Source organism: Kocuria sp. CPCC 205231 (assembly GCF_040980965.1).
GTDB classification, from domain to species: Bacteria; Actinomycetota; Actinomycetes; order Actinomycetales; family Micrococcaceae; genus Kocuria; species Kocuria rosea.
The window spans coordinates 95,812-108,212 of sequence record NZ_JAVKPP010000003.1; the positions used below are offsets into that span (position 1 = coordinate 95,812).

General features: G+C 69.5%; 19 protein-coding genes. All 19 read right to left on the reverse strand.

The features are described 5' to 3' along the window. Window positions 1-29: 29 nt before the first annotated feature. Window positions 30-791 (reverse strand): 50S ribosomal protein L17, encoded by a 762-nt coding sequence (gene rplQ / locus RF640_RS03675; RefSeq protein WP_368826655.1) that lies wholly within the window; start codon window positions 789-791, stop codon window positions 30-32. Between the two features lie 67 nt (window positions 792-858). Then, on the reverse strand, window positions 859-1,866 hold the full coding sequence (locus RF640_RS03680) for a DNA-directed RNA polymerase subunit alpha (RefSeq protein ID WP_017833323.1): 1,008 nt from the start codon (window positions 1,864-1,866) through the stop codon (window positions 859-861). 137 nt (window positions 1,867-2,003) lie between these two features. Then, the gene (gene rpsK / locus RF640_RS03685) at window positions 2,004-2,408 is read right to left on the reverse strand and encodes a 30S ribosomal protein S11 (RefSeq protein ID WP_017833322.1); all 405 of its coding nucleotides are present in this window, start codon (window positions 2,406-2,408) and stop codon (window positions 2,004-2,006) included. A gap of 82 nt (window positions 2,409-2,490) precedes the next feature. Then, entirely contained in the window at window positions 2,491-2,859 is a 369-nt protein-coding gene (gene rpsM, locus RF640_RS03690) for a 30S ribosomal protein S13 (protein ID WP_017833321.1), read from the reverse strand. Between the two features lie 168 nt (window positions 2,860-3,027). Further along, window positions 3,028-3,141: a 50S ribosomal protein L36 gene (gene rpmJ / locus RF640_RS03695; RefSeq protein ID WP_017833320.1), complete on the reverse strand. Its 114-nt coding sequence runs from the start codon at window positions 3,139-3,141 to the stop codon at window positions 3,028-3,030. 55 nt (window positions 3,142-3,196) lie between these two features. Then, a complete protein-coding gene (gene infA, locus RF640_RS03700) occupies window positions 3,197-3,418 on the reverse strand; it encodes a translation initiation factor IF-1 (protein WP_017833319.1) in 222 nt (73 codons plus the stop codon). Between the two features lie 251 nt (window positions 3,419-3,669). Beyond that, on the reverse strand, window positions 3,670-4,842 hold the full coding sequence (gene rlmN, locus RF640_RS03705) for a 23S rRNA (adenine(2503)-C(2))-methyltransferase RlmN (RefSeq protein ID WP_115163593.1): 1,173 nt from the start codon (window positions 4,840-4,842) through the stop codon (window positions 3,670-3,672). Window positions 4,843-4,892: 50 nt separating this feature from the next. After that, window positions 4,893-5,729, reverse strand: a complete 837-nt coding sequence (gene map, locus RF640_RS03710) for a type I methionyl aminopeptidase (protein WP_035924865.1) — start codon at window positions 5,727-5,729, stop codon at window positions 4,893-4,895. 117 nt (window positions 5,730-5,846) lie between these two features. After that, window positions 5,847-6,410: an adenylate kinase gene (locus tag RF640_RS03715; protein WP_017833316.1), complete on the reverse strand. Its 564-nt coding sequence runs from the start codon at window positions 6,408-6,410 to the stop codon at window positions 5,847-5,849. A gap of 85 nt (window positions 6,411-6,495) precedes the next feature. Next, window positions 6,496-7,806, reverse strand: a complete 1,311-nt coding sequence (secY, locus tag RF640_RS03720) for a preprotein translocase subunit SecY (protein ID WP_031282952.1) — start codon at window positions 7,804-7,806, stop codon at window positions 6,496-6,498. A gap of 268 nt (window positions 7,807-8,074) precedes the next feature. Next, window positions 8,075-8,563, reverse strand: coding sequence for a 50S ribosomal protein L15 (gene rplO, locus RF640_RS03725; protein ID WP_017833314.1), 489 nt, complete (start codon window positions 8,561-8,563; stop codon window positions 8,075-8,077). Between the two features lie 2 nt (window positions 8,564-8,565). Continuing rightward, complete coding sequence (gene rpmD, locus RF640_RS03730) at window positions 8,566-8,775, reverse strand: 50S ribosomal protein L30 (protein WP_017833313.1); 210 nt, start codon at window positions 8,773-8,775, stop codon at window positions 8,566-8,568. Beyond that, window positions 8,775-9,506, reverse strand: coding sequence for a 30S ribosomal protein S5 (rpsE, locus tag RF640_RS03735; protein ID WP_017833312.1), 732 nt, complete (start codon window positions 9,504-9,506; stop codon window positions 8,775-8,777). Before rpsE ends, rpmD begins: the two co-directional genes overlap by 1 nt. Further along, complete coding sequence (gene rplR, locus RF640_RS03740) at window positions 9,503-9,874, reverse strand: 50S ribosomal protein L18 (RefSeq protein WP_017833311.1); 372 nt, start codon at window positions 9,872-9,874, stop codon at window positions 9,503-9,505. The genes rpsE and rplR overlap by 4 nt, the downstream gene beginning before the upstream one ends. A gap of 2 nt (window positions 9,875-9,876) precedes the next feature. Then, window positions 9,877-10,413 (reverse strand): 50S ribosomal protein L6, encoded by a 537-nt coding sequence (gene rplF / locus RF640_RS03745; RefSeq protein WP_031282950.1) that lies wholly within the window; start codon window positions 10,411-10,413, stop codon window positions 9,877-9,879. A 23-nt stretch (window positions 10,414-10,436) separates the two neighbouring features. After that, window positions 10,437-10,835, reverse strand: coding sequence for a 30S ribosomal protein S8 (gene rpsH / locus RF640_RS03750; protein WP_017833309.1), 399 nt, complete (start codon window positions 10,833-10,835; stop codon window positions 10,437-10,439). A gap of 85 nt (window positions 10,836-10,920) precedes the next feature. Further along, complete coding sequence (rplE, locus tag RF640_RS03755) at window positions 10,921-11,490, reverse strand: 50S ribosomal protein L5 (RefSeq protein ID WP_017833308.1); 570 nt, start codon at window positions 11,488-11,490, stop codon at window positions 10,921-10,923. Continuing rightward, window positions 11,490-11,834 (reverse strand): 50S ribosomal protein L24, encoded by a 345-nt coding sequence (gene rplX / locus RF640_RS03760; RefSeq protein WP_017833307.1) that lies wholly within the window; start codon window positions 11,832-11,834, stop codon window positions 11,490-11,492. Before rplX ends, rplE begins: the two co-directional genes overlap by 1 nt. Before the next feature lie 2 nt (window positions 11,835-11,836). Further along, window positions 11,837-12,205: a 50S ribosomal protein L14 gene (rplN, locus tag RF640_RS03765; protein WP_017833306.1), complete on the reverse strand. Its 369-nt coding sequence runs from the start codon at window positions 12,203-12,205 to the stop codon at window positions 11,837-11,839. Window positions 12,206-12,401 lie beyond the last annotated feature (196 nt).

Sequence of the window (12,401 nt, forward strand, 5' to 3'; positions counted from 1 at the left end):
GTCGCGGTGTCCGTCCGTGCGTCGTCCGGTCAGCGCAGCTTCTGCGCGGCGGCGCCGCCGGCCGGCTGGAAGCCGGCGGCCTCGGCGTTGGCCGGCGAGTCGAACCAGATCTCGGCGGTGGTGCCCGCGTACCAGCGCGAGCCGGGCACGTGGTACTTCATCGAGTTCTTGTTGCCCTTGACCTCGAAGCCCTCGGGGGCCTCGCCGGACTCGAGCGGGGCGTGCGAACCGGGGAACTCGGCGTCGGAGTTCTCGGCGGCGACCTCGGCGGCCTGCTCGGAGCCGACCTCGGGGGCCTGCTCGTCGGCGGGGATCTCCTCGGCGGCGACCTCACCGGCGGTGGAGTCCGCCGGGGTGTCGACCGGGGCGGCGGGGGCCGGGGCGGCCTTCTCGGTGGCGCGCTCGGCCTCGGCCACGGTGGCCTTGGTCGCGACGGGCTCCATCACGAGCTCGATGACCGCCATGGGGGCGTTGTCGCCCTTGCGGTTGCCGATCTTGGTGATGCGGGTGTAGCCGCCGTTGCGGTCCTCCATCGCCGAGGCGATGGTGGTGAACAGCTCGTGCACCACGGACTTGTCGGTCAGCTGCGCCAGCACGCGACGGCGGGCGGCCAGGTCACCGCGCTTGGCGAAGGTGATCAGGCGCTCGGCGTAGGGACGCATCCGCTTCGCCTTGGTCACGGTGGTGGTGATGCGCTTGTGCTCGAACAGCTGCTGCGACAGGTTCGCCAGCATCAGGCGCTCGTGCGCGGGTCCGCCTCCGAGGCGGGGTCCCTTGGTGGGAGTAGGCATGGTTGTTGATCTCCTGGAAGTGTGTCCCGGCCCGGGCGGGCACCCGTCGGGACGTCAGCGGGAAGGACTAGTGGTCGTCGTCGTCGAACGGGTTCTCGTCGTCGATCGCGGCGGCGCGAGCGGCGAGGTCGAAACCGGGGGGCGAGTCCTTGAGGGACAGCCCGAGGTCGACGAGCTTGGCCTTGACCTCGTCGATCGACTTGGCGCCGAAGTTGCGGATGTCCATCAGGTCCGCCTCGGAACGGCCCACGAGCTCACCCACGGTGTGGATGCCCTCGCGCTTGAGGCAGTTGTAGGACCGCACGGTGAGCTCGAGGTCCTCGATGGGCAGCGCCATGTCGGCGGCCATCGCGGCGTCCGTCGGCGAGGGCCCGATCTCGATGCCCTCGGCGGCCGTGTTGAGCTCCCGGGCGAGACCGAACAGCTCGACCAGGGTGGTGCCGGCGGAGGCCACGGCGTCACGCGGGGTGATGGCCTCCTTGGTCTCCACGTCCAGGACCAGCTTGTCGAAGTCGGTGCGCTGCTCCACACGGGTGGCCTCCACGCGGAAGGTCACCTTCAGGACGGGCGAGTAGATCGAGTCGACCGGGATGCGGCCGATCTCCGCGTCCCCGGCCTTGTTCTGGGCGGCGGAGACGTACCCGCGCCCGCGCTCGATGGTCAGCTCGAGCTCGAGCTGGCCCTTCGCGTTGAGGGTCGCGATGTGCAGGTCCGGGTTGTGGATCTCCACACCGGCCGGGGCCGTGATGTCCGCGGCGGTGACGACGCCGGGGCCCTGCTTGCGCAGGTAGGCGACGACGGGCTCGTCCTGCTCCGAGGAGACGGCGAGCTTCTTGATGTTGAGAATGACCTCGGAGACGTCCTCCTTCACGCCCTCCACGGTGGAGAACTCGTGGAGCACCCCGTCGAGCCGGATGCTGGTCACGGCGGCACCGGGGATCGAGGACAGGAGGGTGCGGCGGAGGGAGTTGCCGAGGGTGTAGCCGAAGCCGGGCTCGAGCGGTTCGATCACGAAGCGGGACCGGTTGTCGGCCACGACCTCTTCGGAGAGGGTGGGGCGCTGTGCGATGAGCACTGATGTTTCCTTTCAGCGGGCATCCGCTATATGACGCGCGCAAATGGTGGAAAACAGTTGATGGGTGCGGACCGGTGCCCGGTCCGTTGTCGGCATGCGCACCGGGACCCCGCAGGGTCCCGGTGGGCGTGCTCACATCAGACGCGGCGGCGCTTCGGCGGGCGGCAACCGTTGTGCGCGCTCGGGGTGACGTCCGAGATGGAGCCGACCTCGAGGCCGGTGGCCTGCAGGGAGCGGATGGCGGTCTCGCGCCCGGAGCCGGGGCCCTTGACGAACACGTCGACCTTGCGCATGCCGTGCTCCTGCGCGCGCTTCGCGGCGGCCTCGGCGGCCATCTGGGCCGCGAAGGGGGTGGACTTGCGAGAGCCCTTGAAACCCATCTCGCCGGCGGACGACCAGGAGAGGACGGCGCCGGAGGGGTCGGTGATGGTGACGATGGTGTTGTTGAACGTCGACTTGATGTGGGCCTGGCCCTGGGTGACGTTCTTCTTGTCCTTGCGGCGGGGCTTGCGGGCAGCCGCTGCGCGAGTCTTCGGGGGCATGGAGATCTCCTACAAAGTTCGGGAAGAGTGGTGGTGGGCCGCTCGGGGGACCGCGGGGTCCTGGCGCACGAGCGGCAGCGGGCTACTTCTTCTTGCCGGCGACCGTGCGCTTCGGACCCTTGCGGGTGCGGGCGTTGGTCTTGGTGCGCTGACCGTGCACGGGCAGGCCGCGGCGGTGCCGGATGCCCTGGTAGCTGCCGATCTCGACCTTGCGGCGGATGTCGGCGGCCACCTCGCGGCGGAGGTCACCCTCGACCTTGTAGTTGTCCTCGATGTAGTCGCGCAGCTCCACGAGCTGGGCATCGGTGAGTTCGCGCACGCGCAGGTCGCCCGAGATGCCGGTGGCGTCCAGGGTGGCGAGCGCGCGGGTGCGACCCACGCCGTAGATGTAGGTGAGCGCAATTTCCAGCCGCTTTTCGCGGGGGAGGTCGACGCCTGCGAGACGAGCCATATCGGCGGTTCTCCTTGTGGTGTTCCAGAGGTCTGGAGCATCGCTGTCCGGTCGGGAACGTCATGTCCCCTCCGGTCCCCGGCCTCTGTACCGGGGGCGCCCGCCTGGATCTCTCCGGTCGGGAGCGGTGCCTTTGTGGATCCACTTGCGTGGGCAGCTCGGGGCGGGTCAGCCCTGACGCTGTTTGTGGCGCGGGTTCTCGCAGATCACCATGACCCGCCCGTTGCGGCGGATCACCTTGCACTTGTCGCAGATCGGCTTCACGCTCGGTTGGACCTTCATCGCATTCCTTCGCGTCGTTCTCTCGAGTGGTGTGCGGCCCGGACGGCCGCCGGTCCTACTTGTAGCGGTAGACGATACGACCGCGGGTGAGGTCGTACGGGCTCAGCTCCACCACCACGCGGTCCTCGGGGAGGATCCGGATGTAGTGCTGTCGCATCTTCCCGGAGATGTGGGCGAGGACCAGGTGACCGTTGTTCAGCTCAACGCGGAACATCGCGTTGGGCAGAGCCTCGACCACAGTGCCTTCGATCTCGATGACTCCGTCTTTCTTGGCCATATCCTCCGCTAACTTCAGGTGCCCCCCGCCGGGGCGGCGAGCAGGGTTTCGGGTGTACATCGTCGTTAAACGCCGCAGCGGACCTGTACGCGCGCACCATCACCGTTCGTGGTGCACGGTGAGGGTCGGCGTGGTCCGAAGTGTGCGGAATCGCTGGAGCACAGACAACCAACAGGACACTCTACGGGATCGGGGGCGCCTCCCGCAACGCGGGAGGCGCCCCCGGGGAGCGGTGCCGGGGACGACGGCGCTCAGACGGTCGCGGCGAGCTGCCCGCAGGCCCCGTCGATGTCGGAGCCGCGGGTGTCCCGCACGGTGGTGGGGATGCCGTGGGCCCGGAGCCGCTCCACGAAGTTCTGCTCCACGCCGGGCCGGGACGCGGTCCACTTGGAGCCGGGGGTCGGGTTGAGCGGGATGGGGTTCACGTGCACCCACCCCCCGCCGCGGGCGTTGAGCTTCTCGCCGAGGAGGTCGGCCCGCCACCCGTGGTCGTTGATGTCGCGGATCAGGGCGTACTCGATCGAGACCCGCCGGCCGGTGGCCTGGTAGTAGTCGTAGGCGGCGTCGAGGGCCTCGTCGACCTTCCAGCGGGTGTTGATCGGGATGAGCTCGTCGCGCAGCTCGTCGTCCGGGGCGTGCAGGGACAGCGCCAGGGTGACCGGCAGCTTCTCCTGCGTGAACTTCCGGATCCCGGGCACCAGGCCCACCGTGGACATGGTGATGCCGCGGGCCGAGATGCCGAGGCCCTCCGGGGAGGGGTCGATGAGGCGGTGGATCGCCCCGATCGAGGCCTTGTAGTTGGCGAGGGCCTCCCCCATGCCCATGAACACGATGTTGGAGATGCGCAGCGGCTCCTGCTCGGCCCGGCCCACCCTGCCGCCGCGGAGCATCCGGGCGCCCTGCACGACCTGCTCGACCATCTCCGCGGTCGAGAGGTTGCGGGTCAGGCCCGCCTGGCCGGTCGCGCAGAAGGGGCAGTTCATCCCGCAGCCGGCCTGGGAGGAGATGCACATGGTCACCCGGTGGGTGTAGCGCATGAGCACGGACTCCACGGTGGCGCCGTCGAAGCAGCGGTGCACGTTCTTGACGGTGTCCCCCTGGTCGGCCTCGAGGCTGCGCACGGTCGTCAGCAGCGTGGGCAGGGCCTGGGAGACGAGCTCCTCCCGGCCGGCCGCGGGCAGGTCGGTCATGTCCTCGGGGGCCGTGGCGAACCGGTCGAAGTAGTGGCGGGAGAGCTGTCCCGCCCGGAAGGGCTGGTGCCCCATTTCGGCGAGGAACTCCCGGCGGCCCGCCATGTCGAAGTCGGCGAGGTGGCGCGGGGGCTTGCCGCGCCGCGGCGCGGCGAAGGTCAGCTGACCGGGCCGGGGTTTCACGGTGAGCTCGACGGGTGTGCTGGTGGTGCTCTGCTGCGGCTGCTGGGCCACGGTGTTCTCCTCGCGGTGTCGCGGGTCCGGGGTGGTGGAGGGCTGCCCGGTCACGGCAGGTCCTCCGGGATCGGGACGGGGCGCACGCCGAGGGGCTCGAGCTCCGAGGCCCCGCCGTCCTCGGCGGTGAGCACCCAGACGCCGTCGGCGTGCAGGGCCACGGAGTGCTCCCACTGGCTGGAGCGGGCGCCGTCGGTGGTGACCACGGTCCACTCGTCGTCGAGCACGCGGGTGCCGATCCCGCCGCGGACGAGCATCGGCTCGATGGCCAGCGCCATCCCGGCGCGCAGGCGGGGCCCGCGGTCGGTGCTGCGGAAGTTGAGCACGTCGGGGGCCATGTGCATCTTGGACCCGATCCCGTGTCCCACGTACTCCTCGAGGATCCCGAAGCGGTGCCCGGAGGCCTTGCGCACGTAGTCCTCCACGGCCGCGCCGATGTCGCCGACGTGCGTGCCGGTGGCCGCCGCCGCGATGCCGTGCCACATGGCGTTGCGGGTGACCTCGGAGAGCTCGGCGTCCGCGGGGTCCGGGCGGCCCAGGAGCACGGTGCGCGCGGAGTCCCCGTGCCAGCCCTCGACGACGGCCCCGCCGTCCACGGAGAGGATGTCCCCCTCCTGCAGCACCTGGTCCCCCGGGATGCCGTGGACGACCACCTCGTTGACGGACACGCACACGGCGGCGGGGTAGCCGAAGTAGCCGAGGAAGTTGGAGCTCGCCCCGTGCGCGTCGAGGACGGAGCGGAAGACGTCGTCGAGGGACGCGGTGGTCGCGCCGGGCACGGCGGCCGCCACGGCGGCGTCGAGGGCGCGGGAGGTCACCACCCCGGCGCGCTGCATGGTGCGCAGCTGGGCGTGGGTCTTGTACTCGATCCGGCGGCGGCCGAACATGCGGTCTTCCTTCCGAGCCGCTCCCCCGGTCGGGGAGCTCGCGGCTGTCGTGGGTTAAACGTGAGACCCCCGGGGGTGTCCGGGGGTGTCACGGCGTGCGCGGTGCGGGACGGTGCGTCAGGACAGCGCTGTCATGATCCGCTGGGAGACCTCGTCGACGGTCCCGAGCCCGTCGACCTCGCGGACGATGCCGCGCCGGTCGTAGACGTCGACGACCACGGCGGTCTCGGCGTCGTACACGTCGAGGCGGTGCCGGATGACCGCCTCCGTGTCGTCGGTGCGCCCCTCCTTCTGGGCCCGCCCGAGGAGCCGCTGGACGAGCTCGTCGCGGTCGGCGGTCAGCTTCAGCACCACGTCGAGCTCCTGCCCCAGCTCGTCGAGGATGGCGTCGAGCTCGTCCACCTGCGCGGCGTTGCGCGGGTAGCCGTCGAGCAGGAAGCCGTCGGCGGTGTCCGTCTCGGCGAGGCGGTCGCGGACCATCCGGTTGGTCACGGAGTCCGGGACGAGGTCGCCGGCGTCGATGTAGCTCTTGGCCTCCTGCCCCAGAGGGGTCCGGCCCTTGATGTTGGCCCGGAAGATGTCACCGGTGGAGATCGCCGGGATGCCGAGCCGCTCCGAGATGCGCACGGCCTGCGTGCCCTTGCCTGCGCCGGGGGGTCCGATGATGAGCATGCGGGTCATGAAGTCTCCTTGCGGTCGGTGGTGGCTGCGGTCACAGTCTACCGGGGCGTGCCCGCCGTCCCCGGCGGGGGACGGCGGGGTGGGGTCAGCGCAGCAGGCCCTCGTAGTTGCGCTGCTGCAGCTGGGCCTCGATCTGCTTCACCGTGTCCAGGCCCACGCCCACCATGATCAGCAGCGACGGACCGCCGAAGGGGAAGTTCTGGTTCGCGTCGATCAGCACGAGCGCCACGAGGGGGATCATGGACACGATGCCCAGGTAGAGGGCGCCCGGGAACGTGATCCGGCTGAGCACGTAGGCGAGGTACTTCTCGGTGGGCCGGCCCGCGCGGATCCCCGGGATGAAGCCGCCGTAGCGCTTCATGTTGTTGGAGACCTCCTCCGGGTTGAACGTGATCGACACGTAGAAGTACGTGAAGAACACGATCATCAGGAAGTACATCGCCATGTACACGGGGTGGTCGCCGGTGACGAGGTAGGTGTTGATCCAGTTGACCCAGCCGGGGATGTCCGTGCCGTCGTCCGGCATGCCGAACTGGGCGAGCATGCCGGGGAGCATCAGCATCGAGGACGCGAAGATGATGGGGATGACACCGGCCATGTTGACCTTGAGCGGGATGTAGGTGGTGGTCCCGCCGATCGTGCGCCGGCCCACCATCCGCTTGGCGTACTGCACGGGCACGCGGCGCTGGGACTGCTCCACGAACACCACGCAGGTGATCACCACGAGCCCCACGGCCAGCACCGAGAGGAACACGCCCCAGCCGCGGGTGCGGAGGATCTCGCCCAGCGCGGAGGGGAAGGTCGCGGCGATGGACGTGAAGATGAGCAGCGACATGCCGTTGCCCACGCCCTTCTCCGTGATCCGCTCCCCCAGCCACATGATGATCGCCGTGCCGGCGGTCATCGTGATGATGATGATCAGCACGGTCAGCCAGGTGTCGTTGGGGATGATCGGCAGGGGGCAGTCCCCCAGCAGGGCGCCGGACCGGGCGAGCGAGACCACCGTGGTGGCGTTGAGCAGCGCGAGGCCGATGGTGAGGTAGCGGGTGTACTGGGTCAGCTGCGTCTGCCCCTGCGCCCCCTCCTCGTGCAGCTCCTGGAAGCGCGGGATGACCACGCGCAGCAGCTGCACGATGATGCTCGCGGTGATGTAGGGCATGACGCCCAGGGCGAAGACCGACAGCTGCAGCAGCGCGCCGCCGCTGAAGAGGTTCACCATGTCGTACACGCCGCCCGTGGTGGTCCCGAGGGCCAGGCACTGCTGCACGTTGCCGTAGTCGACGCCCGGCGCCGGGATGAACGTGCCCAGGCGGTAGAGCACGATGAGGGCGAGGGTGAACCCCAGCTTGCGTCGCAGGTCGGGGGTTCGCAACGCCCGTCCGAAAGCGCTGAGCACATGTCCTCCTAGAGACTGGGTCCGACCGGCATCCGGTGGCGGGGGGTGTGGTGGTGCGGGAGCTCGGTCCGGGGTCCCCGCGCCCGGTGGGCGCGGGCGACTCCGGCAAGTCTAGCGAACGCGGCCCGCCCGGGACTCACCGGGGGCGCGCGCCGACGGGGCGGGCTCGTGCCCGCCGACGGATCAGGCCCCGCCCACGCTGGCGTGGACGGGGCCTGATCCGTGGGTGCCGCGGGGCCGGGCGTGCGCCCGGCCCCGCGGCCCGCGCTCACAGCGCGGTGGTGCTGCCGCCGGCGGCGGCGATCTTCTCCGCGGCGGAGCCCGAGAAGGCGTGCGCCTTCACGTCGACCGCGACCGCGATGTCGCCGGAGCCCAGGACCTTGACGGGCTGGTTCTTGCGCACGGCGCCGCGGGCCACGAGCGACTCCACGGTCACCTCGCCGCCCTCCGGGAAGAGCTCGGTGAGCTTGTCCAGGTTGACGACCTGGTACTCCACGCGGAACGGGTTCTTGAACCCGCGCAGCTTGGGCAGGCGCATGTGCAGCGGAAGCTGCCCGCCCGCGAAGCCCGCCTTGACCTGGTACCGGGCACTGGTGCCCTTGGTGCCGCGGCCGGCGGTCTTGCCCTTGGAGCCCTCACCGCGACCCACGCGGGTCTTGGCGGTCTTCGCGCCCGGGGCCGGACGCAGGTGGTGCACCTTGAGCGCGTGCACCTTCTCGTTGCTCTGAGCGGTGTTCTCAGCAGTGTTCTCTGCCATGGTTACTTGGCCTCCTCGACCTTGACCAGGTGGGCGACGGTGTTGACCATGCCCGCGGTCACGCCGTCGGCCTTGCGGACCACGACGTTGCCCGGCCGCTTGAGGCCGAGGGACCGCAGGGTGTTGCGCATGTTCTGCTTCTGGCCGACCACCGACCGGACCTGCGTGATGCGCAGCTCCGTGCCGTCGGGCTGGATACGCTTGCCGGACATCAGGCACCTGCCTTCTGGATCGAGCGCAGCAACGGACCGGGGACGACCTCGTCCATCGGGAGCCCACGACGGGCCGCGACGGCCGCCGGCTCCTCGAGCTGGCGGAGCGCCTCGATGGTTGCGTGCACGATGTTGATCTGGTTCGACGAGCCGAGGGACTTCGACAGCACGTCGTGGATGCCGGCGCACTCGAGCACGGCGCGGACCGGACCACCGGCGATCACACCGGTACCCGGGGTCGCCGGGCGCAGCATGACGACGCCTGCGGCGGCCTCGCCCTGCACGCGGTGCGGGATCGTGCGGTCCTCGATGCGCGGGACGCGGAAGAAGTTCTTCTTCGCCTCCTCGACGCCCTTCGAGATCGCCGCCGGCACCTCCTTGGCCTTGCCGTAGCCGACGCCGACCATGCCGTTGCCGTCGCCGACGACGACGAGGGCGGTGAAGCTGAAGCGACGACCACCCTTGACGACCTTGGAGACACGGTTGATGGTCACGACGCGCTCGAGGAACTTGTCCTTCTCCTCGTCGCGGCCGCCGCGGCCACCGCGGCCGCCGCGCTCGCCACGGCCCCCGCGCTCACCGCGGCCGCCGCGCTCGCCGCGGCCCCCGCGGTCGCCGCGGGAGTCCTGGGAGCGGTTGGCCTCGGTGGTCTGCTGGGCCCCGGTCGCCTCCGTGGAGGCAGTGCTGGCTTCGGTCACCTGGGTTTCCTTCTCGTTGTTCTGCTCGCTCACAGTGCCAGACCTCCTTCACGGGCGCCGTCGGCGACAGCCGCCACGCGACCGTGGTACTTGTTGCCGCCGCGGTCGAACACGACGGACTCGACACCGGCGGCCTTGGCGCGCTCGGCCACGAGCTCACCCACGCGCTTGGCCTTGGCGGTCTTGTCCGCGTCGGCGCCGCGCAGGTCGGCCTCCATGGTGGAGGCCGAGGCGACGGTGACACCCTTGGTGTCGTCGACGACCTGGACGAACACGTGGCGGGCGGAGCGGTTGACGACCAGGCGCGGGCGCGCGGCCGTGCCGGCCAGGTGCTTGCGCACCCGGACGTGGCGGCGGCTGCGGGCGGCGGCCTTGGACTTGCCCTTGATCTTCAGAGCCATGGTTACTTACCAGCCTTTCCGGCCTTGCGGCGGATCTGCTCGCCGGCGTACCGCACGCCCTTGCCCTTGTAGGGCTCGGGGGCGCGGAGCTTGCGGATCTTGGCGGCGACCTCGCCGACCTGCTGCTTGTCGATGCCGTTGACCGAGAGCTTGTTGACGCCCTCGACGGCGAACGAGATGCCCTCCGGCGCCTTGAAGGTGATCGGGTGGCTGTAGCCGAGGGCGAACTCGAGGTCCTGGCCCTTGGCCTGCACGCGGTAACCGGTGCCGACGATCTCGATGCCCTTGGTGTAGCCCTGGGTGACGCCCTGGATCATGTTGGCGATCAGGGTGCGGGTGAGACCGTGCAGCGAGCGGGACTCGCGCTCGTCGTCGGGTCGGGTGACGGTGAGGGTGCTGTCGTCGAGCGCGACGGTGATCGGGCTGGCAACGGTGTGCTGCAGCTCGCCCTTGGCGCCCTTGACGGAGACGACGTTGCCGTCGATCTTGATCTCCACACCGGCCGGCACAGAGATGGGGAGACGTCCGATACGTGACATGTTCTCTTCCTTTCTGTTCCGGGTTACCAGACGTACGCGAGGACTTCGCCGCCCACGCCCTTCTTCGCGGCCTGCTTGTCGGTCAGCAGCCCGGAAGAGGTGGACAGGATGGCGATGCCCAGGCCGCCCAGGACCTTGGGGAGGTTGGTGGACTTGGCGTAGACGCGCAGGCCCGGCTTGGAGATGCGCCGGACGCCCGCGATGGAGCGCTCCCGGTTGGGGCCGAACTTCAGGGAGAGCGTGAGGGTCTTGCCGACCTCCGCCGCCTCCTCCTTGTAGTCCGCGATGTAGCCCTCGGCCTTGAGGATGTCCGCAACGCGAGCCTTGAGCTTCGAGTACGGCATGCTCACGGAGTCGTGGTAGGCGGAGTTGGCGTTGCGCAGACGCGTCAGCATGTCCGCGACAGGATCTGTCATTGTCATTTTGGGGGCACGTGCCCTTCCTCGTCCCGGTTTCCGCACCTGGCGGCGCCCGTGGGCGCCCGGCCGGACCTGGAACGTAGCGAGATTAGTTGGTCTTGAAGGGGAAGCCGAGCGCCTTCAGCAGCGCGCGGCCCTCGTCGTCGGTCTTCGCGGTGGTGACCACCGTGATGTCCATGCCGCGGACCCGGTCGATGCGGTCCTGGTCGATCTCGTGGAACATGGACTGCTCGGTGAGGCCGAAGGTGTAGTTGCCGTTGCCGTCGAACTGGCGGTCGGACAGACCGCGGAAGTCGCGGATGCGCGGCAGGGCCAGGGTCACCAGGCGGTCGAGGAACTCCCACATGCGGTCGCCGCGCAGCGTGGTGTGCGCGCCGATCGGCATGCCCTCGCGGAGCTTGAACTGCGCGATGGACTTCTTCGCCCGGGTCACGAGCGGCTTCTGGCCCGTGATGGCGGTGAGGTCGCGGACGGCGCCGTCGATGAGCTTCGAGTCCTTCGCGGCGTCACCGACACCCATGTTCACGACGACCTTGACGACGCGCGGGATCTCCATGACGTTGCCGTAGCCGAACTGCTCCTGCAGCGCGGGCACGACGGTCTCCTGGTACTTGTCCTTGAAGCGCGGGGACACGCTGATCTCGGTGGTTTCGGTCATCACAGGTCCTTGCCGGTGCTCTTGGAGACGCGGACGCGGACGGTCTTCTGGCGTCCGTCGCGCTCCACGGTCTCGGTGCGGTGGCCGACGCGGGTCGGCTTGTTGGTCTCCGGGTCCACGAGCGCCACGTTGGACACGTGGATCGGCGCCTCGACCTTGTCGATGCCGCCGGCTTCGCCCTGCATGGAGGCCTTGCGGTGGCGGGTGATCACGTTGATGCCCTCCACGACCACGCGGGAGGTCTCGGGGATCACGCGCAGGACCTTGCCCTGCTTGCCCTTGTTGTCCCTGCTGCCGGAGATGACCTGCACCAGGTCGCCGGTCTTGATCTTGAACTTCGCCATGGTCAGAGCACCTCCGGGGCCAGCGAGATGATCTTCATGAACTTCTTGTCGCGCAGCTCACGGCCCACGGGGCCGAAGATGCGGGTACCACGGGGGTCACCGTCGTTCTTCAGGATCACTGCGGCGTTCTCGTCGAACTTGATGTAGGAGCCGTCCGGACGACGGCGCTCCTTCTTGGTACGGACGATCACGGCCTTGACCACGTCGCCCTTCTTCACGTTCCCGCCGGGGATCGCGTCCTTGACGGTGGCGACGATGATGTCGCCGATGCCTGCGTAGCGACGTCCGGATCCACCGAGAACACGGATGGTGAGGATTTCCTTCGCACCCGTGTTGTCGGCGACCTTCAGTCGCGACTCCTGCTGAATCACTGATTACTCCTGTCGTCACGCCGGTTCCAACACCGATCGAGAGCACGGTGCGGGCCTTGCGGAACAGCTTGTCGGATGATGTGCCCTCCCCCGGCGCGCACGCCGGACCGGGCCCAGCCCTCCATGCCAGGAGCATCTGAACCCGCCACCAGGTGGCACGGGGGCGCCCTGCACGCGGTCATTATGCGCTGGCACG

What these genes read in the sequence shown, in the direction of transcription:
- rplQ (WP_368826655.1), bottom strand. Translation starts at nt 791, where the DNA reads ATGCCTACTCCCACCAAGGGACCCCGCCTCGGAGGCGGACCCGCGCAC.
- rpsK (WP_017833322.1), bottom strand. Translation starts at nt 2,408, where the DNA reads ATGCCCCCGAAGACTCGCGCAGCGGCTGCCCGCAAGCCCCGCCGCAAG.
- rpsM (WP_017833321.1), bottom strand. Translation starts at nt 2,859, where the DNA reads ATGGCTCGTCTCGCAGGCGTCGACCTCCCCCGCGAAAAGCGGCTGGAA.
- rpmJ (WP_017833320.1), bottom strand. Translation starts at nt 3,141, where the DNA reads ATGAAGGTCCAACCGAGCGTGAAGCCGATCTGCGACAAGTGCAAGGTG.
- infA (WP_017833319.1), bottom strand. Translation starts at nt 3,418, where the DNA reads ATGGCCAAGAAAGACGGAGTCATCGAGATCGAAGGCACTGTGGTCGAG.
- map (WP_035924865.1), bottom strand. Translation starts at nt 5,729, where the DNA reads ATGTTCGGCCGCCGCCGGATCGAGTACAAGACCCACGCCCAGCTGCGC.
- RF640_RS03715 (WP_017833316.1), bottom strand. Translation starts at nt 6,410, where the DNA reads ATGACCCGCATGCTCATCATCGGACCCCCCGGCGCAGGCAAGGGCACG.
- rplO (WP_017833314.1), bottom strand. Translation starts at nt 8,563, where the DNA reads ATGGCAGAGAACACTGCTGAGAACACCGCTCAGAGCAACGAGAAGGTG.
- rpmD (WP_017833313.1), bottom strand. Translation starts at nt 8,775, where the DNA reads ATGTCCGGCAAGCGTATCCAGCCCGACGGCACGGAGCTGCGCATCACG.
- rplR (WP_017833311.1), bottom strand. Translation starts at nt 9,874, where the DNA reads ATGGCTCTGAAGATCAAGGGCAAGTCCAAGGCCGCCGCCCGCAGCCGC.
- rplF (WP_031282950.1), bottom strand. Translation starts at nt 10,413, where the DNA reads ATGTCACGTATCGGACGTCTCCCCATCTCTGTGCCGGCCGGTGTGGAG.
- rpsH (WP_017833309.1), bottom strand. Translation starts at nt 10,835, where the DNA reads ATGACAATGACAGATCCTGTCGCGGACATGCTGACGCGTCTGCGCAAC.
- rplE (WP_017833308.1), bottom strand. Translation starts at nt 11,490, where the DNA reads ATGACCGAAACCACCGAGATCAGCGTGTCCCCGCGCTTCAAGGACAAG.
- rplX (WP_017833307.1), bottom strand. Translation starts at nt 11,834, where the DNA reads ATGGCGAAGTTCAAGATCAAGACCGGCGACCTGGTGCAGGTCATCTCC.